The organism is Psychroserpens sp., assembly GCF_034670085.1.
In the GTDB taxonomy this organism is placed as follows: Bacteria; Bacteroidota; Bacteroidia; order Flavobacteriales; family Flavobacteriaceae; genus Psychroserpens.
In genome coordinates this window covers 220,358-241,040 of the sequence record NZ_JAXMOD010000002.1, presented here as the reverse complement: position 1 = coordinate 241,040, position 20,683 = coordinate 220,358, and the positions used below count along the sequence as shown (strand labels likewise).

General features: G+C 32.7%; 23 protein-coding genes. 1 reads left to right on the top strand and 22 read right to left on the bottom strand.

Annotated elements, in window-relative coordinates:
• Positions 1-53 precede the first annotated feature (53 nt).
• From VOI25_RS04875 to VOI25_RS04780, 20 genes are all read right to left on the bottom strand, one after another.
• Positions 54-416: a nuclear transport factor 2 family protein gene (locus VOI25_RS04875; protein ID WP_323787879.1), complete on the bottom strand. Its 363-nt coding sequence runs from the start codon at positions 414-416 to the stop codon at positions 54-56.
• A gap of 71 nt (positions 417-487) precedes the next feature.
• On the bottom strand, positions 488-1,795 hold the full coding sequence (locus VOI25_RS04870) for a deoxyribodipyrimidine photo-lyase (RefSeq protein ID WP_323787878.1): 1,308 nt from the start codon (positions 1,793-1,795) through the stop codon (positions 488-490).
• Between the two features lie 14 nt (positions 1,796-1,809).
• On the bottom strand, positions 1,810-2,277 hold the full coding sequence (locus VOI25_RS04865) for an SRPBCC family protein (RefSeq protein WP_323787877.1): 468 nt from the start codon (positions 2,275-2,277) through the stop codon (positions 1,810-1,812).
• 9 nt (positions 2,278-2,286) lie between these two features.
• Complete coding sequence (locus VOI25_RS04860; protein ID WP_323787876.1) at positions 2,287-2,748, bottom strand: TspO/MBR family protein; 462 nt, start codon at positions 2,746-2,748, stop codon at positions 2,287-2,289.
• Positions 2,749-2,753: 5 nt separating this feature from the next.
• Complete coding sequence (locus tag VOI25_RS04855; protein ID WP_323787875.1) at positions 2,754-2,921, bottom strand: Lacal_2735 family protein; 168 nt, start codon at positions 2,919-2,921, stop codon at positions 2,754-2,756.
• A gap of 7 nt (positions 2,922-2,928) precedes the next feature.
• Entirely contained in the window at positions 2,929-3,462 is a 534-nt protein-coding gene (locus VOI25_RS04850; protein WP_323787874.1) for a glutathione peroxidase, read from the bottom strand.
• A 1-nt stretch (position 3,463) separates the two neighbouring features.
• Positions 3,464-4,147: an SDR family oxidoreductase gene (locus tag VOI25_RS04845; protein WP_323787872.1), complete on the bottom strand. Its 684-nt coding sequence runs from the start codon at positions 4,145-4,147 to the stop codon at positions 3,464-3,466.
• A gap of 78 nt (positions 4,148-4,225) precedes the next feature.
• Positions 4,226-4,450, bottom strand: coding sequence for a hypothetical protein (locus VOI25_RS04840; RefSeq protein WP_323787871.1), 225 nt, complete (start codon positions 4,448-4,450; stop codon positions 4,226-4,228).
• A gap of 4 nt (positions 4,451-4,454) precedes the next feature.
• On the bottom strand, positions 4,455-5,150 hold the full coding sequence (folE, locus tag VOI25_RS04835; RefSeq protein WP_323787870.1) for a GTP cyclohydrolase I FolE: 696 nt from the start codon (positions 5,148-5,150) through the stop codon (positions 4,455-4,457).
• A gap of 55 nt (positions 5,151-5,205) precedes the next feature.
• A complete protein-coding gene (locus VOI25_RS04830; RefSeq protein ID WP_323787869.1) occupies positions 5,206-5,508 on the bottom strand; it encodes a TIGR03643 family protein in 303 nt (100 codons plus the stop codon).
• Positions 5,480-5,905, bottom strand: a complete 426-nt coding sequence (locus tag VOI25_RS04825) for a hypothetical protein (protein ID WP_323787868.1) — start codon at positions 5,903-5,905, stop codon at positions 5,480-5,482. The genes VOI25_RS04830 and VOI25_RS04825 overlap by 29 nt, the downstream gene beginning before the upstream one ends.
• Before the next feature lie 128 nt (positions 5,906-6,033).
• Entirely contained in the window at positions 6,034-7,518 is a 1,485-nt protein-coding gene (locus tag VOI25_RS04820) for a cryptochrome/deoxyribodipyrimidine photo-lyase family protein (RefSeq protein ID WP_323787867.1), read from the bottom strand.
• Positions 7,508-9,040 carry a cryptochrome/photolyase family protein gene (locus tag VOI25_RS04815; RefSeq protein ID WP_323787866.1) on the bottom strand — a complete coding sequence of 511 codons (1,533 nt, stop codon included), beginning with the start codon at positions 9,038-9,040 and terminating at the stop codon, positions 7,508-7,510. Before VOI25_RS04815 ends, VOI25_RS04820 begins: the two co-directional genes overlap by 11 nt.
• Positions 9,041-10,351 (bottom strand): DASH family cryptochrome, encoded by a 1,311-nt coding sequence (locus tag VOI25_RS04810; protein ID WP_323787865.1) that lies wholly within the window; start codon positions 10,349-10,351, stop codon positions 9,041-9,043.
• Positions 10,327-10,470: a DUF2256 domain-containing protein gene (locus VOI25_RS04805; protein ID WP_323787864.1), complete on the bottom strand. Its 144-nt coding sequence runs from the start codon at positions 10,468-10,470 to the stop codon at positions 10,327-10,329. The genes VOI25_RS04810 and VOI25_RS04805 overlap by 25 nt, the downstream gene beginning before the upstream one ends.
• Positions 10,463-11,887 carry an SDR family oxidoreductase gene (locus VOI25_RS04800; protein ID WP_323787862.1) on the bottom strand — a complete coding sequence of 475 codons (1,425 nt, stop codon included), beginning with the start codon at positions 11,885-11,887 and terminating at the stop codon, positions 10,463-10,465. The genes VOI25_RS04805 and VOI25_RS04800 overlap by 8 nt, the downstream gene beginning before the upstream one ends.
• An 8-nt stretch (positions 11,888-11,895) precedes the next feature.
• Complete coding sequence (locus tag VOI25_RS04795) at positions 11,896-12,510, bottom strand: flavin reductase family protein (RefSeq protein WP_323787861.1); 615 nt, start codon at positions 12,508-12,510, stop codon at positions 11,896-11,898.
• Positions 12,510-13,820 (bottom strand): ABC1 kinase family protein, encoded by a 1,311-nt coding sequence (locus VOI25_RS04790; protein ID WP_323787860.1) that lies wholly within the window; start codon positions 13,818-13,820, stop codon positions 12,510-12,512. The genes VOI25_RS04795 and VOI25_RS04790 overlap by 1 nt, the downstream gene beginning before the upstream one ends.
• A 10-nt stretch (positions 13,821-13,830) precedes the next feature.
• The gene (locus VOI25_RS04785) at positions 13,831-14,487 is read right to left on the bottom strand and encodes a TetR family transcriptional regulator C-terminal domain-containing protein (protein ID WP_323787859.1); all 657 of its coding nucleotides are present in this window, start codon (positions 14,485-14,487) and stop codon (positions 13,831-13,833) included.
• Between the two features lie 101 nt (positions 14,488-14,588).
• A complete protein-coding gene (locus VOI25_RS04780; RefSeq protein WP_323787858.1) occupies positions 14,589-15,245 on the bottom strand; it encodes an MIP/aquaporin family protein in 657 nt (218 codons plus the stop codon).
• Positions 15,246-15,346: 101 nt separating this feature from the next.
• Between VOI25_RS04780 and VOI25_RS04775 the strand changes: the two genes are divergently transcribed.
• A complete protein-coding gene (locus tag VOI25_RS04775; protein ID WP_323787857.1) occupies positions 15,347-16,198 on the top strand; it encodes a DUF2911 domain-containing protein in 852 nt (283 codons plus the stop codon).
• A gap of 104 nt (positions 16,199-16,302) precedes the next feature.
• Here the strand turns inward: VOI25_RS04775 and VOI25_RS04770 are convergent, their stop codons facing one another.
• Positions 16,303-18,006 carry a sodium:solute symporter gene (locus VOI25_RS04770; RefSeq protein ID WP_323787856.1) on the bottom strand — a complete coding sequence of 568 codons (1,704 nt, stop codon included), beginning with the start codon at positions 18,004-18,006 and terminating at the stop codon, positions 16,303-16,305.
• Positions 18,007-18,117: 111 nt separating this feature from the next.
• Positions 18,118-20,619 (bottom strand): PIG-L family deacetylase, encoded by a 2,502-nt coding sequence (locus tag VOI25_RS04765; protein WP_323787855.1) that lies wholly within the window; start codon positions 20,617-20,619, stop codon positions 18,118-18,120.
• Positions 20,620-20,683 lie beyond the last annotated feature (64 nt).

The following is a 20,683-nucleotide window of genomic DNA, read 5'->3' as shown; positions in this document are numbered from 1 at the left end:
TTTATAAATACTAAAAAAAAGCCTCGTTGATTCGAGGCTTTTTTTAGTTTAGATTATTCCATGTTATAGAAAAATTGCTCACTAGAAATTTTTCCGTCCTTAACACCAAATACAGCAACTTCTTCCATTTGTTGTCTGCCTCGATCTTTAAAGGTGACATCAAAAGTCATTTTACTAGTAAAGTGATTGTCAGCTACTGTTGGTTCTCCAATTTCTCCACCATGCCATTCAGCTACATTATCTAACCATTCTTTGTTTTTATTCCAAACATTTTGCTTGCCTGTGACTAATTCTCCAGGCATTCCAGGCATTTCTCTACTCACAACGTTTTCTGCATAAAGTTCATTTACACAGTCTAGGTTTTTTCCTTCTCTACACATTTGGGCCCATTTTTGAGCAACATCTTTTGTATTCATTTTAATTGATTTTTAGATTGATCTTAAATTTAAATAAAAATGAAGTATTAATTTTTAAAAGAATGTTAATCTTATGTGTTGAGCGCTTCTTTATACGTTTTTAAGCAACGTTCTCTCGCTATTTTATGATCAACTATGGGTTGAGGATAGGTAAGTTCTTGATACTCAGGAACCCATTTTTTAATATAGTCATGGTTTTTGTCAAATTTCTGAATCTGAGTTGTAGGATTAAAAATTCTAAAATAAGGCGCAGCGTCAACACCAGAACCAGCAACCCATTGCCAGTTACCAATATTGCTTGCCATATCGTAATCGTGCAGCTTTTCGGCAAAATAGCTTTCGCCCCAACGCCAATCAATTAGTAAGTGCTTGCATAAAAAACTTCCAACTAACATACGAACACGATTATGCATAAAACCAGTTTTATTAAGTTCACGCATACCAGCATCAACTAAGGGATAACCTGTATTTCCTTCACACCATTTTTTGAATTCTTGTTCATTGTTACGCCATTCTATTCTATCGTATTTAGATTTAAAAGAGTCTTTGGCTGTATGTGGAAAATGCCATAATATTTGCATAAAAAATTCTCTCCAAATCAATTCTTGCCAAAAGATTTCATTGTCTTCAGCAATTGCTTTTTGTACCATTTGGCGAATGCTCACGGTTCCAAATCTAAGATGTGGTCCTAATCGTGACGTAGAATCTTTAGCAGGAAAATTCCTTGTCTCTTCGTAGTCTTGAATAAGGGAAGGCGTAACTGTATATTCAGCGATGTTTTGATTTGATTTTGTAAACCCAATATCTGAAAGACTCAAGTTTGGTAATTCTGAATTTTTTATAAGATTACTGCATTTAGATTTGGTATCATAAACTTCTAAACTTTGAGATTTAAATTGTGATTTCCATACGTTCATATATGGCGTATATACCATATAAGGATTGCCATCTTTTTTCACCACTTCATCTTTCTCAAAAATCACTTGATCTTTAAACGTTTTGAATTCAATATTGTGATTAGATAACACGTCTTTTATCTCAGAATCTCGTTCTTTAGCATAAGGTTCATAGTCATGATTAGTAAATACTGAATCAATATTAAAATCAGTAATTAATCGCTTAAAAATGTCGATAGGTTTACCATGAAACATTGCAAGACTGCTTTTATAATTATTTTGAAGTGTCGTACGCATAGCTTGCAGTGTCTCATGAATGAAAGTCACTCTTGAATCATTTTCTGGAAGTTCATCTAATATTTCGGTATCAAAAATAAAAATTGGTAATACAGGATTATCACTTGTTAGAGCTTTAAACAAGCCCACATTGTCATCTAGGCGTAAATCACGTCTAAACCAAAAAATTGATAGTGGTTGTTTCATATTAATACTGAAATTTATTTGCTGTACTTTCCGTATAATTCTTCTAATTTCTTAGTACGATAATTGAAAATTTCTTCTAATTTAGGTTTTACTAGAAATGGATGTACCAATTGACCTAAAATCCCGAATGGTACTTTGTAATCTATAATATCTTCCATTTCAACTCCTCCATCAATTTCTTTGATAAAATGTTTGTGATGCCATAAGGCATATGGTCCAAAACGTTGTTCATCAACAAAATATTTTTTATCTACACTATGTGTAATTTCGGTTACCCATTTGGTTTTTATCCCTAATACTGGAGTTACAATATATTGAATGATTTGTCCTGCAAACATTGGTCGATCTGCTCCAGAAAGAATATGAAAACCCATATAATCTGGCGTAATGGTTTTAAGATTTTTGGGATTTGACAAAAATTCCCAGGCTATATCAATTGTGATTGGCAAGTTTTGCTTTTTATGTAATCTGTAAATTTTCATTTGCTTTTATTAATTATATAATGCTATGTATAAATTAAGAGAAGTTGCTATGCATAGCCATATCACGTAAGGCATGATTAATATTGATTTTGCTTTTAGACTTTTAAAATAGGTTATAAGCAATGCTATTACAATAATGGTGAGTAAAGTGATATTTAACAAGGCTAAATCAATAAGTTTCTGATTGAAAAACAACAAATTCCAACTAACATTTAGGATGAATTGAATGATAAATAGAATTTGTACTTTCCTGGTAAATCCCTTTACGTATAGGAACTTCATATAGACAGAAAAGCAAATCATTATCGTGGTCCAAGCAACTCCAAATACCCAACCATCAGGTGTCCAAGGTGCTTTTTCTAATTGTAAATACCAATCATTTTGCGGACCTTCAGCCATTAACCAAGTGCCTATACCTAATGCTCCGAAATTAATAATTAAGAATACAATTAATGATTTTAAAAGTTTCATTACAATTAGAGTTGTATTTGTTCTATTTTTTCAATTATCTGCTGGGCTTCAGCAAATTTCTTATCACTTTCAGATCTGTTTGTAGTTGATAATTCATGCCATTCCTTCATTAATTTTTCATATTTTTTTTGAAGTTTATCAATTTCAGATGTTTTTTTAAATAGTCCGAACATAGCTTTTTTATTTTATGTGTTTAGTGATTTTTGAACTTGTTGGTGCAGTTATTGAAAAATAATAATCAATTAAGTTACCTTGAGGGTCCACTAAATATTTTTGAAAATTCCATTTGACTTTAGAATTGGATGTTCCGTTCAATTGCTTTTGAGTTAACCAGGCAAATAACGGATGTTGGTTGGTGCCTTTTACATCTATTTTTTCTGTAATTGGAAATGTAACACCATAATTAATTTCACAGAATGATTCAATTTCTTCAGCATTTCCAGGTTCTTGTTTTCCAAATTGATTGCAAGGCACACCTATAATAACAAGTTTATCGTTATATCTGTCATACAGTTTCTGCAAGTCTTTGTATTGAGAGGTAAAACCGCATTTGGAAGCAACATTTACAATTAGAATATGCTTTCCTTTGAAATCTGAAAGCTGCAACGGTGTCCCATTAAGTCTATTAATTTTGATGTCGTAAATTGAAGTTTTTTCCATTTGATCAGATGATTTTGAAAATAAGGTAGCCATAAATATTTTAAATGGTTTCATATTATATTTTGAAAGTTACTATTCCGCAATCCATTTCAAAAATTTGTCCTGATATAGAACTGGATTTCTCAGATAATAAAAATTCAGCCATACCAGCAACATCTTGAGGTTGCAAGAATTTTTTCATTGGATGACGCTCAGTAATATTATCAATCATTTTATCATTTCGTAATAGTTTTGATGCTAAATCTGTATTTGTTACCGTAGGAGCAATGGCATTAATTCTCAAAGTGGTAGCAAATTCGGCACCTAAAGACTTCACTAAACCTTCAACACCTGATTTGGCAGCAGCAACGCTTGCGTGAAAAGGCATCCCTAGTTTGGCTGCTACTGTACTAAATAAAACAATTGCAGGCTGACTGCCATTTTTTAGTACATTCAAATACTTTTGAATAGCTTTCACAGCACCAATCACATTAATTTCATAATCTTCCCTGAACTCGTCTAAACTCAAACGGCCTATTGGTTTTAAATTAATACTACCTGGACAATACACTAAACCATCTGCAGTTTCTATTTCGGGTAAATCATCAGTACGTATATCACAATCGAAATGTGATAAATTTTCGTGCGATAGTTCAGGTTTCGTTCTGCTAATGTTAACAACCTTATTATTTTCAAGCAAAGTTTGGACTATAGCATTTCCAATACCTCGACTTCCACCAATGATTATGTATGTTTTCATTTCAATTTTTATATGAAACGAGCGCAGCAGAATTAAATAAAAATGTTTCTATTACGCTCGTTAAGAGTATGGTTAAGTTTATGCAGTTAATGGAGCACCCTTTAATCGTTTTTCAACTTTTCTTTTAATAGCTGTTAAACGTTTCATGATATCCATGATTTTTTGGTCTTTACGCTCTTTGTAGATTTGATTTAAATCTAATATTAACGCTTTTGCTTCACGAGAAATTTTTACACGATCGCTTGTAGACAATGATCTCATTTTTCTCTGCTCAAATTCTAAGGCTCTGTTTATTACTTCCATGATTTTAATTATTTATATAGTTGTGTAATTCTGAAATTTTTTCAGGTCTATTAAACTGTCCACCATAAAATGAGGTGACAGTTGCTGATGTATCATCTTTAATTCCTCTAGACGACACGCATAAGTGCTTAGCATCAATAATGACTGCTACATCATCGGTTTCTAATATTGCTTTTAATTCTTCAGCAATTTGATTTGTTAAACGTTCTTGAACTTGCGGACGTTTGGCAAAGTATTGAACGATTCTATTCAGTTTTGATAACCCAATAACTTTACCTGATGAAATATATGCCACATGGGCTTTTCCTATAATAGGAACAAAATGATGTTCACAGTTCGAATAAAAAGTGATATTTTTTTCAACCAACATTTGATTGTATTGGTATTTATTATCAAACAATGCAACCTTTGGCTTATTTGCTGGATTTAAACCAGAAAATATTTCATCAATATACATTTTTGCAACACGCTTAGGAGTACCTTGAAGAGAATCGTCAGTGAGGTCCAATCCCATAACGTCCATGATTTCTTCAAATAAAATGGCAATGCGTTCCTTCTTTTCGATATCACTCAATTTAAAGGCATCAGTCTTCATTGGCGTTTCTAGGCCTGTGTAAAGGTGGTCATCACCAATTTCTGATGTTGAAAATCCATTTAATTTATGACCGTTTCTTTTGAGATTTAATGTGTTTGTACTCATTTATTATCTTTTTAGTGTGCTGTCCTAAAGAACTCATCTCCTTAGTCAAAGCACGTTATCGTTTTGAAATCGAGTTTTGGGTTATTTGTTTTTGTCTTGAACATTTAAATCTACCCTCTGAAAATGTCCTTAATTTTTCATGTTTTGTTTTTCGACCTTGAACGCGCTTCCTCCACATTTTGAAACTTTTTGGTTTCATCTCTTTTCGCATAAGTTCAATAACCTCTTGTTCTTTTAAACCAAACTGAATTTTTATTGCTTCAAATGTGGTTCGGTCCTCCCAAGCCATTTCTATGATTCTATCTGTCGCAATTGTATCTAATTCCATACTAAAATTGAAAATTAAATCGTTCGTCATAATTAACTTTTGCATTCAATAGCTTGTTAAAGAAAGATTTATTTTCTTTAAAAGTCATGTTATTTTTAAAATGAATATACTTGCCTTGAGCATGTATGCTTGTGCCATTGGTTTTGTAAATTACTAATTGGTAATAAGGAATGATCCAAGTAAAATTTTTAAGACCTTTATTAATGTAAACTACAATACCATCTGTACGCATTTCAATATTTGCATAATTTATGTCCGAAACTTGATTGAGGTATTGTTTCATATTCGGACTAGCTTCTTCAATAATCATTCGTTTTGATCCAACTCCTCCCATTTTGATAGCCTCAATGAAAGAGAATGACTTTCCTATCAAATCATTGATAATTTGTTTGTGCTCTTTATTTGGATGTGTAGAATCTAAAATCAACTTTTTATAAATCTTATTTCTTCAAATTTACAAAATGTTTAATCTTTTTACATCATGCTTAAACAAAATATTAACATAATGCTAGAGATTTTGCTAGTAATAGTCGTAAGTTGTTTGTTTTCAGCAATTTAATCTGTATGCTTCGGGCATCTTAAGGTATGTTTCCTAAGGATCCTTCGGCTTTCTTCTTTAACATTTTTGTTTTTCCGTAGATTCCATAATATGTCAGTCGCTTTTTTACGCGTTTTGTTCATATCTACTATTGGATAAGGATAATCTTTCCCTAAATGAAAATTATAGAATTGTTGCTCCATCTCTGTCATCAAATAGGGTTCATGCGCAAAAGGCGTATCAAGATCTCTTAGTTCTGGAACCCACTTTTTTATAAAGGAGGCATCAGGATCGTGTTCTAAGCTATTTTTTATAGGATTATAAATTCTCAACATATTCGTACCGGTTTCACCTGCTTGCATTTGTAACTGTGGAAAATGGATACCAGGTTCAAAATCTAAAAACATTTGTGATAAATGTTGAGAGGCAGCTTGCCATGGTTGCCATAAGTTGTGGGTGAAAAAAGAAACTACAAGAGCACGCATTCTGAAATTTAAATATCCTGTTTCGTTTAAACATCGCATACAAGCATCAATCAAAGGGTAACCTGTAACTCCTGATTTCCAGGCATTTTGATAATGTTTTGATATTTCTTTTTTTAATTTCTGAAACCCTTTATTGATACTTTCTTTCTCCATGGTATGTTCCATTTCAAACTTCTGAATGAAATGCGCTTGCCATCTTAAGCGTGACATAAATGCTTCTAATGGCTTTTTATTATCAATAGTCTTCTTCAGAAAAAAAGCTTTTCTATATACTTCCCGAATAGAAAGGTTTCCCCAAGCAATGTATGGTGAAATTCTACTACAACCTGTTCTGGCTAACTCTGGTTTTGAAATATGATACATGTAATTTACATAACGTTTGTCTAGAAATGAATCTAAATATTTCATACCCATTGTTCGTCCACCTTTTTGAAATAAAGAGTCTTCCGGAGTTTCTAAGGATGGAATGGCAAGCAATTCTTCTATAGCTTTAATATTAGCAATGCTTAAAAGTTGATTCTCCGAAGGAGAGAATGAAAGTGGTTCTGTGTCAAAATAAGTATTACAATGTTCTGTCCATTTCTCACGATCTTTCAAACCGCGTTGTACACCATTGTGAATGGTCTCATGCCAAGTAATTAAATTGTTTTTACAAAAGCGTTTAAATGATTTGTCTCTATTGTAAGTAATTAGTATTCCTGTTTCTTGATGCGAATAAATATCTCTAACGGTGTACAATTCCATTAGCTGATTTATAGAAGCAATAATATCTGCTTCAACTGTTAATATCTTAGAATTGTAAGGTTCTAAACGTTGATTTAAATCTCTAATAGACTCTTTAACGAAATTCCAATGACGTTCACTGTAATGGTTATCTTCCATGAGCATTGTTTCGAAAGCATAGAGAAGGAGTGTTCGTTCTCCAGTCGCCAAAGCATTAAATATAGCCTCATTATCTTCTAATCTAAGGTCACGTTTTAGCCAAACGACATTTATTTTTGGAGCATTAGTAGTCATCTTGATGTGCTATTATATGTTGAGCTTTTTCTTTTATGTTTTGAAGATCTTGTTTGTCCATTTTATCCAGAAGGCTATACATCATTCCCATTCTAAAATTGTTACCTAGTTGTTCTCTTTTTTCGTCCAAGAAATTCCAATACAGGCTGTTAAACGGACAAGCATTATCGCCAATCTTTTTATTTTTATTATAATGGCAATCACCACAGTAATTGCTCATTTTATTGATATATGAGCCGGAGGATACATAAGGTTTGGTAGCAATTTCCCCACCATCGGCAAACTGACTCATGCCTCTTGTATTTGTGAGTTGTACCCATTCGATGGCATCCACGTAAACACCTAAATACCAATCATCAACTTCATCTGGATGAGTTTGAGTTAACAAGGCATAATTTCCTGTAATCATTAAGCGTTGGATATGATGTGCATATCCATTATCTAGCGAGTTATTTATGGCGTGTTTTAGGCAATTCATTTTGGTATCACCTGTCCAAAAGAAATCTGGAAGCTTATTGTGATTATCCAATTCGTTTTTAGTTTTATAGTCTGGCATAAATGCCCAATACATACCTCTCATGTATTCACGCCAACCTATAATCTGCCTTATAAACCCTTCTACTTGAGAAATCTCAATGTCATCATCATGCTTTCGGTAATAGTTTATGACTGTTTTAACGACATCTTTAGGTGAAATCAATTTCAAGTTCATTGCAAATGATAATCTTGAATGAAATAGATAATCTTGCTCAGTATGCATGGCATCTTGATAGTCACCAAAATGAATTAAAAGGGCTTCACAAAAATATTTGAGTTGTTCTAGGGATTGGCCTTTTGTTAATGGATAGGAAAACGTTTTGGTTCCAAATCGACCAATCGTTTTAATCTGAGCATTCTCAATATCTTGTAGAACTTCAGAAATATCATTTTTGAATAATTTGTAGTTTGGGATTTCAACATCACCTTTCCATTTGTTTCTGTTGCTTTTATCGTAATTCCATTTGCCACCTTCAGGCTGGTCGGCAATCATTAAAATATCGTGTTTTTTACGCATATCTCTATAAAAGTTTTCCATGAGATATTGTTTTTTCCCTTTAAAAAAAGTTGCTAAATCATTACGATTTGTATAAAAGTGTTCGGCTGTTACTGCTTTAGTGGTAATATTTAAATGGTTTGAGAAATCGCTTAATTGCGTGTCTAATCGATATTCATCCGGAAAGATATATTCAAAGTGTTCGATGCTATTCGAATTTATTAGTTCTGAAAGGTTATCGGTTAAATTTTGCTTATTATGGTCATCATTTATTTTGAAATAGATAACACGATGACCTTTAGAATTTAAGTCCTCAGCAAACTGACGCATAGCAGCAAAAAAGCCAATCACTTTTTGGATGTGGTGTTTGACATAGTCTGTTTCTTGTCGCATTTCAAATAAGCAATAGATTACGTCTTCATGAGTTTCTTTAAACCATGAATGTTTACCATTGAGTTGATCACCTAATATGAGTCTGAGTGTTTTCATTTAAAATAAGGTTTCTTGTAACCATAACTTTTGAAACTTGCCATTGGCGTCATAACGTTCAGCTTGTAAGTCTACATTAAACGTTCTATCTCTTGGATCATTACCAACTCCTGCAACATACATCCAGTTTCCATAATTACTATGCACATCATAGTCGATAAGCATGGCTTCAAAATAGGCTGCTCCAATTCTCCAATCTAATAACATGTCTTTTGCAAAAAAAGAAGCTACATTTTGGCGACCTCTATTACTCATCCATCCTGTTTTTTTTAGCTCAATCATATTGGCATTTACAAATGGTGATCTAGTTTTTCCATCAATCCATTTTAGGACTTGATGTTCATCAGATTTCCAATCGTAGACTTTCTTTAAAATACCACCAACTTTAAAAATGTTATTTTGATGTTTTACCGAGATATACTTGAAATAATCTCTCCAAATCAATTCAAATATGAGCCAATAGGTGGAATCATTTTTAAAGTGTTCTTTTTCAAATTGCTTAACTTTCCAATAGATTGTTCTTGCAGAAATACTTCCATTGGCCAGCCATGGCGAGAACTTTGAGCTAAAATCTGTTCCAACTAATCCATTTCGTGTTTTCTTGTAAAATCCTAATTTCTTGGTGTGGAAAAAGTAATGGAAAAGTCTATTTATTGCATGAGATTCGCCACCTTTAAAAGGAAATGCTGAATTGGGATGACTCGCAAAATTTTCAAATCCTAACTCCTCAAGGGTAGGTATTTGGGTAGGATTGATAATATTATCAATTTTTTCTGGGGAATGATTTTCGATTACAGATTTTATCTGACTATATTTTTCAGCCTTTTTTCTGAAATTGGTAAACACATGGGGAATTTCTGAAAATGAGATATTTAGATCATCTGGATGATAAAGAAATTGATCAAAATAGTCCGTGATGACAATTTCAATCGGTAATGACGCTCTAACCGTTTTTAAAGTTTCTATTTCTTCACTAGTCCATTCTTTTTGAAGGTAGATGGATGTAATATTGAAGGAATCGACTAATTGTTTTATATAAGATGTTGGAGATTCAATAGAGACAAATAATTCAATATTTAAAGCTTTAAGATTAGTTTTTAAATCTTCTATGGTTTCAATTAGGAATTTTGTCCTAAATTTTTCAGTCTTTCTAAAACCGAAACGCGATAATTCGAAATGCTTTGGATCAAAACAATAACAAGCAATAACAGATTTATGATTGCGAATAGCATTGTTCAAAATGGTATTATCCTGAACTCTCAAATCATTCCTAAACCATACTAATGCTATGTCGTTTTGTTTTTTCTGCATTTTTCACTACAATATTTTACATGGTCCCAGTTCTTTTCCCATTTTTTTCGCCAATCAAATGGTAAACCACAAGTTTGACAGGTTTTAGCTGGTAAGTTTATCTTTTTATGATTAGACATCAACAAGTTTGTTAATCATGCCTTTGAATATAAATCCGTGAAAAGGCAAAACACTATACCAATATAATCTTCCCCAAAGTCCACGAGGTCTAAAGGTTGCCGTTTGTTTAAGCAAGCCATCTTCAATTTTAAATTCTAACCAAGCTTCACCAGGAAGTCGCATTTCGGCATAGAGGAGTAGTTTTTTTTGTTCTTTATCTGCGAAAATTACGCGCCAAAAATCTAAAGCATCACCAACATCTAAGTCGGTTGGACTAGTTCTTCCTCGACGTAATCCGATACCTCCAAAAAGTTTATCAATATAGCCTCTAATTTTCCAAAGAAATGTTCCGTAATACCAACCGTTGGTTCCACCTATACTCCAAATTTTATTGATTGTTTTTTCGGCATTTATAACCTTTCGTTCTTTGTAATCTGTAAAGCATCCATATTTAGGAACATTAATATATTTATGAAGATTGTTTCGAAGTCTACCACTACTAATCATGGAGTCTTTCCAACTGGAAACAATACTATTTTGTTCTATTTTTTCAAAGGCCAATTGAACAGCTTGTTTGTAAGTAAGAGGTTTGACATTTAGAATTTCGTTAATATCACTTGATTTTCCTATGATTTGAACACCCATACTATCTACTAAAGATGACGCCAATTTATAGGATGTTGATGTTACAAAATATAACCAATACGACGATAGTTTTGGAGTCATAACTGGAACAGTCAAAATGTATCGTTTCAATCCTCTAACTTCTGCAAATTGCAACAGCATTTGCTTGTATGTTAAAACTTCAGGACCGAATACATCAAAGGATTTGTTGTATAAATCTTCTCGTCCTGCACTTCGATATAAAAAGGCTAAAACATCCCTTACAGATAAAGGTTGTGTTTTGGTATTGAGCCACTTTGGAGCTATCATAAAAGGAAGTTTTTCAACTAAATCTCTTATGATTTCGAAGGAAGAACTTCCAGAGCCTACAATAATTCCAGCTTTAAAAATTGTTAGACCATATTGATCAGATTCTAAACATTCTTCAACATTTTTTCGAGATTGAAGATGCTTGGATAGATTGTCTTCATTTGTAATTCCACTGAGGTAAATGACTTGTTTGGCATTCGTGGTTTCAATGTAAGTTTTGAAATTGATTGCACATCGTTCTTCAAGGGATTCAAAATCTTTTGAAGAATTTGACATAGAATGAATTAAGTAATAAGCAATATCAATGTCTTTAGGAATGTTGTGAAGCGTTTCAGGCTTTAGGAAATCGGCTTCAACGACATCAATTAAATCCTCTTCAGCGTAGTTCTTATCAGCACGAAGTTTATCTCGAATCGCACATACAACGTGATGCTCATCATTGACTAATAACGGAATTAAGCGTTTTCCAATGTAACCAGTTGCACCTGTTACGAGAATTTTCATATGTTAAATTATTTAGGTCTTTGATAGCCAAAACGGTTATTTTCTTGAGGAACCGCATAGCCATCTAAACCGTTAATTGCAGCGACGTTGGCTTTAGATAAATTTATAAACCCATCGTCTTCAAGTATGTCTTCATTGACATGTAAGCCAACTATTTTTCCTATTACTAAAAGCGTATTGTTTGCTTTGATTTCATATTCTTCAACATATTCCATGGCTAATTGTAAAGGTACGTCTTTTACAAAAGGCGCTTCAAAGTCATTTTTGTATTCTGAAATTAAATTTGTTTTATCAAATTCTGAGATTTCGGAATCGTACTTAGCTGAAGTATGATGCGCATCTTCTAGAATAGGTTGATGTATATGATTGATGGTGTAAAACCCTGAAGCTTTTATATTCTCATAAGTATTTCTAAATACAGTGGTTGGTCTTAAGAAAAAACCTAACATTGGAGGATTGGAACCAATATGAGTAACAGAGCTAAAAACGGCAACATTTTCGACTCCAACTTTAGATTTAGTGCCTAATAAATTAGCAGATTTGTAACCAGAACAACTATTAATTAGGTTTATTCGGTATACATGGTGAAAGTTGTCAATATCTTCATTACTTAAGTGAATCATTATAAGGTTCGAAAATTATTGATATTGATGTCTTTTGCTTTCAAATCAAACATTAAGTTGTATAAACCAAAGAACGTTCTGTTCATATAAATGAAGTGCTTCGAGCCTCTGTTTCCATTCATTTTACGCAATTCTGTGTTTTTAGAATACTTTTCACCAAGAGCAGCAATTTTTCCAAAGAAAGAGGCATCTGAAAAATCAAAAATCTCAGCATGTAATGGCTGTGTGAACAGGCTTAACATGTCATGAAACATCTCCGTGAAAAAAGCTATTTCTTGTTTGGAATCGTCTACACGTAAAATTTCAAGTTCATAAAGTTTCGTTTCAAACTTTACTTTATTCGTGATATTTTCTTTTTCAGCAAGTTCAAAATAAGGTGTATAAAATTCTTCAGGAATAGTTTTCATGCATCCAAAATCTAAGGCAATGAGCTCTGCTTTTTCAGAAATTAGAAAATTTCCAGGATGTGGATCTGCATGCACTTTTTTTAGATTATGAATTTGAAACATATAAAAATCCCAAAGTGCTTGGCCCAATTTGTTTGCTTTTTCCTGATGGGTATTATGAGCTACAAATTCTGAAAGGTGCTCACCAACCATATAATCCATTGTGATTATTCTTTCATTAGAAAGCTCTTCATAATACCTTGGGAATTTTAAGTTTTGAATATGAGAGCAAGCTTCAACAATTTCTTTACTTTGTTTCACTTCAAGAATGTAATCAGTTTCTTCAACCAGTTTGTTTTCTACTTCTTTAAAGTACTTATCAGATCCTTTTCCTTTTATGTTAAACATACTCATGGCAATTGGTTTGACCATTGCTAGATCTGATGCGATACTTTCTGCAACGCCTGGATATTGGATTTTCACAGCAAGTTTTTTCCCATCCTTTGTTGCCATATGGACTTGTCCAATACTGGCAGCATTTACAGACGTTGCGTTAAAAGTATCATATAATTCATTTGGAAGTTTTCCAAAGTATTTTTTAAATGTTTTCATCACCAATGGAGGTGAAAGTGGTGGCACTGAAAATTGTGCCAACGAGAATTTTTCAACATAAGCCTGTGGCATGATGCTTTTTTCCATGCTAAGCATTTGAGCAACTTTCAAAGCGCTGCCTTTCAATTGTTTTAAACCATCATAGATATCAGAAGCATTATTCTCATTTAGTCGTTCTTTAGCTTCTAGTTCTGTTTTGGTTATTTTGTCACCATAATATTTAAGATAATTAACACCAACTTTAGCACCAGTTGAAACTAGTTTCGTGGCACGTTGTATTTTAGAAGTTGGAATGTTGTCAATGGTTTTCATTTAGGAAAATTTAATTCATGTGTATTTTTTCTTTGAAAATAAATTTCCCAAAGTCAATAAGGCTTCGAATAGGAGCGACGTCTAAAACATCAAAACTAGTATTTACTGATTTTTCAATAAATATATCTGTTTTTTCAAAGCTAGGAGACGAATCGTCTATCCAGAATTTCATAGTTAATAATAACTGTAACCATGCAGATTCTTTAAGTCCACGACGTTGAATTCTATCGATTTGCTCTTGCTTTATGTCTATTAATTCAATGTCTAAATGATCGATATAATTCGTGAATGAATGTTTTAATTCTGAAAGTGTTTTTAAGCCTTTTAAACTGTTTTTGTGTTGCTCTAATACATATATAACATAACTTCTGTTAGCTGTTAAATTTTCAAAAAATGTAAAGTAAAAACTCAATAATTTGTTTCGAGCATCAAATGAAATATAATCTTCATTTTGCTCTAAGGCATTGAGAGTATTATCAAAAAAGGCTTTAAAAATATGATTTTCTAAGGTTTCAAAAGAACCAAAAAAATCATAAAACTTCCGTTCTTCAAAATTATTAGCTTTTGCAAACGCAAAAACAGTTTTAGGTTTATGATTATGTTGTAGGACATAATCTGTATACCAAATTAGGATGTCGTTGACAGTTATATTTTTCTTTTTTGCCATGATTAATTAATATGAGGTAAAGATACATAATGTTTAACTATTTTTTAAATAAGTTAAACAAAATTTAACAAGATATTATCAATTGGCTTTATTGTAGAAAATTAACAGCAGTTTTCATCTTTAATAAAGGTACAGCTTATTACTGCTAAGAATGCACCTATAAAAGGAGCAGTTAGATACAACCAAAGATGCTGAAGATTTCCAGATACTAAAGCTGGTGCAAGTGATCTAATAGGATTCATAGATGCTTTTGTCATTGGACCAGCAAACATGGCTTCAAGTAAAATTACACCACCAACTGCAATGGCTGCCATGGTACCAAGTTCTTTGCTGCCAGTAGATACATTAATAATAACGACCATTAAGAAAAATGTGAGTAATAATTCAAATACAAAAGCTTTATATGGTTCAAAACCATCTGCTGGGAAGGTACTACCTAAAGTTTGGCTTTCAGGAAATAAAAACCATAAAACAAAACAGGCTAAAAAAGCACCTATGGCTTGTGATAGCATGTATTTTGGAACTTCATTCCAAGGGAATTTTTTGGCATATGCAAAACCGAAAGTAACCGCAGGATTAAAATGGGCTCCGGAAATTTCTCCAAAAGCATAAATCATACACATGACGACTAATCCCCAAGTAACAGCAACTCCAACATGTGATATACTACCGTTAGTAATTTCATTCACAGTCATTGCTCCACAACCACAAAAAATCATGGTGAATGTACCTATTACTTCAGCTATATACTTTTTCATTGTGTTTTTGCAGATTTTAATTTATAGTTTTCTTAACAAATAAAGAATCGTCTTGTTCGTAAATTTACAAGAATTTAAAACTAATCATTAAATCTAATACAATGAAAAAATTATTACTAGTATTTGCAGTATTTGCAATGGCTTTCAATGTAAATGCTCAAATTGAGACACCACAACCTAGTCCATTTTCAAAAGTGGAACAAAAAGTAGGGTTGACAGATATTACCATTGAATATTCTCGTCCAGGCGTAAAAGGAAGAACTATATTTGGAGGTTTAGAACCATGGGGAACAGTTTGGAGAACTGGTGCTAATAAAAATACAATTATCACTTTTGGTGATGATGTTACAATAGCAGGACAGGATGTTAAAGCAGGCTCATATGCAATGTTTACTAAATTAAATTCAGCAACGCAATGGGATGTTATGTTCTATAGTGATACTGAAAATTGGGGAACACCTAGAGAATGGGATGATACTAAAGTAGTTGCTACTGCTAAATTAGAGGTAATGGAAGTTCCTTTTAGTATTGAGACTTTTACAATTGATATCAATAACATCACCAATGACGGTGGAACAATTGATATGATTTGGGAAAAATCTTATGTTGGAATTCCTTTTACTGTTCCTACTGGTGATAAAGTTATGGCTAGCATTTCTGCAACCATGAATGGACCTTCTGCAGATGATTATTATGCAGCAGCTGTTTATCACCTAGAATCTGGAAATGATATTGGTAAAGCTGTTACTTGGATTGACAAAGCAATTGATATGACAAAGGATAAGCCTAAATTTTGGTTTATTCACCAACAAGCATTAATTCATGCTAAAGCAGGTAACAAAGATAAAGCAATTGCGGCAGCTAAATCATCTTTAGCATTAGCAAAAGAAGCTAAATATGATGCTTATATCAAGAAAAACGAAGATGTATTAAAGGAATGGGGAGCAATGTAATATATTAGATATTTAGAGTGCTTCGCTCTTAGATTGCTAGACAAATAAAAAAACCTTCTGAATTTTCAGAAGGTTTTTTATTATGGGTTAGGTAGGTTTATTACTTAAGCTCTTGAATAGGTGTTGTTTCTGCTTATACTTTGAATTAAGCACGCTATACTAATAACAATCACACAACCAACAAAGTTCAACCATAAGAAAGGTAGGTTAATGTATTCATATTCATTTAGTAAGAATAAACCAATGACAAGAACTTGAGTGATTAAAGCTGCTGTAAATACGGCATTACCTTTTACAAACTTAAAGAAGAAACCAAGTAAGAATATACCTAGTACATTACCGTAGAATATAGACCCTATAATATTGACTAGTTGTATTAAATTCTCTGCGAGATTTGCAACACATGCAACTCCAATAGCAACAATTCCCCATCCTAATGTGAACCATCTAGATGCTTTTACCATTTCAGTGTCAGACTTTTCAGATGTATTTCTTTTGTACAAATCCATTGTGGTAGTACTGGCCAATGCATTTAATTCACTTGAAGTACTAGACATTGCTGCACTTAAAATTACGGCTAGAAGTAAGCCAATTAGCCCTCTTGGTAAGTTGTTTAAGATAAAGTGGATAAATACATAATCTTTATCGTTGCTTTCAACTTTAATATTTTGAGCATCTCCAGCTTTTTCTATCAAAGCTCTTGCATCTGCTCTAAGATCATCATTTAAACTATTTAAAGCTGCAATTTCTGCAGAAACATTTTGATCGTTTGAATTTACAAACGAGTTAATAAGCGCTTGTTTATCTTCAAAAATGAGTGCTTGCTTATCTTGAATTGTTTTGTATTCATCAGCAAATTGAGAGTTTAAAACAATATCTGTTGCAGTAGGATTAAAGTTTACTGGAGCTTGGTTAAATTGATAAAAAACAAATACCATAACACCTACTAATAAGATAAAGAACTGCATAGGAATTTTTAAAAGTCCGTTGAAAATTAATCCCAATTGCATTTCCTTTAAAGATTTTCCAGATAGATAACGCTGAACTTGACTTTGGTCTGTACCAAAGTAAGATAACATTAAGAATGTTCCACCAATGAGGCCACTCCAAACGGTATATCGATTATTAAGATTAAAAGAAAAATCTAGAACTTCCATTTTGCCACTTGCACCAGCTATATTTAATGCTTTTGTAAACGTAATATCTGCTGGGAGTTTGCTTATGATTAAAACAAATGCAATAATCATTCCTGTGAAAATCACAATCATTTGATGTTTTTGCGTCACATTTACGGCTTTTGTTCCTCCAGAAACTGTATAAATGATGACTAAAACACCAATAATAATATTAAGTAGAAGTAGATTCCAGCCTAAAACGGCTGAGAGAATAATAGCTGGAGCAAAAATGGTAATTCCTGCAGCTAAACCACGTTGAATTAAAAATAAAATAGCTGTTAACGTTCTGGTTTTTAGATCGAATCTATTTTCTAAAAATTCATAAGCTGTATAGACTTTTAGACGATGGTATAATGGAATAAATACCATACAAATTACTACCATAGCAATTGGTAAACCGAAATAGAATTGCACAAACCCCATCCCATCATTAAATGCTTGTCCTGGTGTTGAAAGAAATGTGATAGCGCTCGCTTGGGTAGCCATAACAGATAGACCTATGGTCCACCATTTTGAAGTATTACCACCTTTTAAATAATCTTTTACATTTTTACTACCTCGAGATTGATACGTTCCGTAAACAACAATAAGTAATAATGTACTAATAAGTACAATCCAATCTAATGTTTGCATCTTAAAAGGCTTTAGTTATAAAATAAAATGCAATGACGTAGATGATGTTAGCAACCAATACAAGAGTGTACATACGATTCCATTTATGCTTTTCCATAGTTAGTAATGTATTTAATTGATGTCATTTTTTCCTAAAGACAGCATATTTGCAAAAAGTCTGTAAGCTCCAGAAACTCCAGCAGGAAATTCTCTAAAGAAACTTAAACCTGTATAGATATAATGTCCTTTCCCATGTTTTGCGACTAACAAGCTTCCAGATTTTGGTGATTCATCTTTATCATTCATTGAAAGGATAGGAGTGAATTCATTTGACCATTCATTCGGGAAGTATAAACCACGTTCTTGCGTCCATCCTTCAAAGTCTTTCGAGGTAATTTTATTTGGATAATTTAAAATTTCATGATTTTCTGCAAGCAAAGTAACTTCAGCATTTTCATCGGTTACTCTATCACGAGATAATTTTAAATCATAAGGGGCAATTGCATCAACTTTTACCCTATGACTTGTATTGTATTGAACAATCATGTTTCCGCCTTGAGCGACATAATCAAAAAGTATTTGCTGTTTGAATTTCAACTCTTCAACTGTGTTATAAGCTCTAATTCCGATGACTACTGCATCAAAGCGATTTAGGTTTTCTGCTGAAATATCTTCTGGTTTAATAGTCGTTACATTATATCCAATTTGTCTCAAACTTTCAGGAACAACATCACCAGCACCTTCTATGTAACCAATATTTTCTCCACGTTTTTGAATATCTAATCGTACAATTTTACTTTCACTTGGTAATAATACGGTTTGAAAAGGAATATGGTCATAATCAATTTCAATCAATTCTCGAGTATATATTTGTTCTCCAATATGGACCATTGGTGTTAAAAGGCCTTCACTTTGTTCTTTAGGAGGAATAACTGTAAAGGTTAGTCTTTGTTCTTGGCCTCGATTTGCGATATTAACTTTTTGCTTTTCAGGATAAACGCTCCAATCATTTGGATGCGCTATTTGTACGAAGCCATCAAGATTGTCTCGTCCAGATTTTACTATGACTTCAATTTCGCGCTGCACATCAGAATCTAAAATAATGACACCTTCTGAAATTTTTGCTGAAGCTTCAGGTATGATTTCAAATGGTTTGTATAATTCGCCTTTGTCAGGTTTAGAATATCGATAAACCACTGGTTTTGTAAAGGTTATTGGAACTTGGTTAATCACCAGGTTAAAATCAACATTAAAAACACGAGGCGTTTCTGGAAGTCCAATAAATTTAGGATCTGCTTTATACATTCCTAAAGTTCCTTTTTCAGCTAGCCAATATGGTGTCGTTGGTTTTTGGTTATTTGGAATGGTAATCGGTTCTTTAAAATCAAACTTGGTATTTTCTTTTAGATTTATCTCTTTGGAAATTTGTAATTCATTTGACGTATTAATGCTTCTAAGTAACATAGATTGTTGACTTCTATTAAGGACTTCAATATTAAGATTAATAGTTTCATTTGGAGTCGCCCAATTGGTTTCAGCTGAAACTTCCAAATACAATCCAGCGCAAGACTCAATAATTGATTTTAATTCTTTGGTTTTTATGGACTTCCAATGTTCATTTTCAACTTTTGTTAAAAGTTGATATGCTTGTAATAATTTTGGAAGATGTTCTGAAGGGTTTCTAAAATTGAAATTAGTTTCAACCTCATTTAATAGGTTACCAATTGCGTTTCCGCCTTTAATACGATTCCAGGAGGTATCAACACCTTCAAAAATATTAGTGCTTCCATTTGGAGATTCACCCTTCAAAAATTCTATGTATTCTTCTTGTGATCCTCGGTAAGTTAATCGTCCGAATCCTTGACATAAATGCTGATTGCTGGCAATTGAAGCTAATTCATTATTTGAAAGTCCTTTTAAAGGATAGTAAATGCCAATATCAAACATCATCATATTACTTTTATCGACTTTATCAAACTCCTCTCTACTGCCATATCGCCACCAAGAGGTATTATAAAACAATCGTTTAGGTTGCCATAATTCTGTTGTAGACAATTGTTCTGGATAGGATAAAGGATTATTTACAAGGTCAAAAGCTTCCATGCTTAATAAGGCTGAACTTGTATGATGACCATGGGTTCTGCCTGCTCGTCTGTGATCAAATCTATTGATAATGACATCAGGTTTAAATTTTCTAATGGCAAGCACTACATCACTTAGTACTTTGTCTTTATCCCAAATAGATAAAGTTTCGTCGGGATGTTTTGAATAGCCAAAATCATTTGCACGTGTGAATAATTGTTCACCGCCATCAACACGTCTTGCAGCTAATAATTCTTGTGTTCGCATGACACCTAGTAACTCTCTAATTTCAGGACCAATAAGGTTTTGACCACCATCACCTCTGGTTAATGAAAGGTAAGCAGTTCTTGCTTTAACCTTATTAGACATATAAGAAATAAGTCGAGTGTTTTCATCATCAGGATGTGCTGCTACATACAATACTGAACCTAAAAAGTTTAATTTTTGTATGGATTCAAAAATTTCAGAAGATGAGGGTTTATTTGGTTGTTGTGCTAAGGCAAGTGATGAAGTAAATAGTAAAATTACTATAAAATGTAATTGTTTTCGCATAATAGATTAGTTAGCTAAAAATCAAATATAGCAAAGTAATCTAGGGTAGTGGTTTGTTTTAATG

Bases quoted from the DNA above. Each gene is read 5' to 3' on its own strand.
- VOI25_RS04875 (WP_323787879.1), bottom strand. From the start codon at position 416: ATGAATACAAAAGATGTTGCTCAAAAATGGGCCCAAATGTGTAGAGAA.
- VOI25_RS04870 (WP_323787878.1), bottom strand. From the start codon at position 1,795: ATGAAACAACCACTATCAATTTTTTGGTTTAGACGTGATTTACGCCTA.
- VOI25_RS04865 (WP_323787877.1), bottom strand. From the start codon at position 2,277: ATGAAAATTTACAGATTACATAAAAAGCAAAACTTGCCAATCACAATT.
- VOI25_RS04860 (WP_323787876.1), bottom strand. From the start codon at position 2,748: ATGAAACTTTTAAAATCATTAATTGTATTCTTAATTATTAATTTCGGA.
- VOI25_RS04855 (WP_323787875.1), bottom strand. From the start codon at position 2,921: ATGTTCGGACTATTTAAAAAAACATCTGAAATTGATAAACTTCAAAAA.
- VOI25_RS04850 (WP_323787874.1), bottom strand. From the start codon at position 3,462: ATGAAACCATTTAAAATATTTATGGCTACCTTATTTTCAAAATCATCT.
- VOI25_RS04845 (WP_323787872.1), bottom strand. From the start codon at position 4,147: ATGAAAACATACATAATCATTGGTGGAAGTCGAGGTATTGGAAATGCT.
- VOI25_RS04840 (WP_323787871.1), bottom strand. From the start codon at position 4,450: ATGGAAGTAATAAACAGAGCCTTAGAATTTGAGCAGAGAAAAATGAGA.
- folE (WP_323787870.1), bottom strand. From the start codon at position 5,150: ATGAGTACAAACACATTAAATCTCAAAAGAAACGGTCATAAATTAAAT.
- VOI25_RS04830 (WP_323787869.1), bottom strand. From the start codon at position 5,508: ATGACGAACGATTTAATTTTCAATTTTAGTATGGAATTAGATACAATT.
- VOI25_RS04820 (WP_323787867.1), bottom strand. From the start codon at position 7,518: ATGACTACTAATGCTCCAAAAATAAATGTCGTTTGGCTAAAACGTGAC.
- VOI25_RS04815 (WP_323787866.1), bottom strand. From the start codon at position 9,040: ATGAAAACACTCAGACTCATATTAGGTGATCAACTCAATGGTAAACAT.
- VOI25_RS04810 (WP_323787865.1), bottom strand. From the start codon at position 10,351: ATGCAGAAAAAACAAAACGACATAGCATTAGTATGGTTTAGGAATGAT.
- VOI25_RS04805 (WP_323787864.1), bottom strand. From the start codon at position 10,470: ATGTCTAATCATAAAAAGATAAACTTACCAGCTAAAACCTGTCAAACT.
- VOI25_RS04800 (WP_323787862.1), bottom strand. From the start codon at position 11,887: ATGAAAATTCTCGTAACAGGTGCAACTGGTTACATTGGAAAACGCTTA.
- VOI25_RS04795 (WP_323787861.1), bottom strand. From the start codon at position 12,510: ATGATTCACTTAAGTAATGAAGATATTGACAACTTTCACCATGTATAC.
- VOI25_RS04790 (WP_323787860.1), bottom strand. From the start codon at position 13,820: ATGAAAACCATTGACAACATTCCAACTTCTAAAATACAACGTGCCACG.
- VOI25_RS04785 (WP_323787859.1), bottom strand. From the start codon at position 14,487: ATGGCAAAAAAGAAAAATATAACTGTCAACGACATCCTAATTTGGTAT.
- VOI25_RS04780 (WP_323787858.1), bottom strand. From the start codon at position 15,245: ATGAAAAAGTATATAGCTGAAGTAATAGGTACATTCACCATGATTTTT.
- VOI25_RS04775 (WP_323787857.1), top strand. From the start codon at position 15,347: ATGAAAAAATTATTACTAGTATTTGCAGTATTTGCAATGGCTTTCAAT.
- VOI25_RS04770 (WP_323787856.1), bottom strand. From the start codon at position 18,006: ATGCAAACATTAGATTGGATTGTACTTATTAGTACATTATTACTTATT.
- VOI25_RS04765 (WP_323787855.1), bottom strand. From the start codon at position 20,619: ATGCGAAAACAATTACATTTTATAGTAATTTTACTATTTACTTCATCA.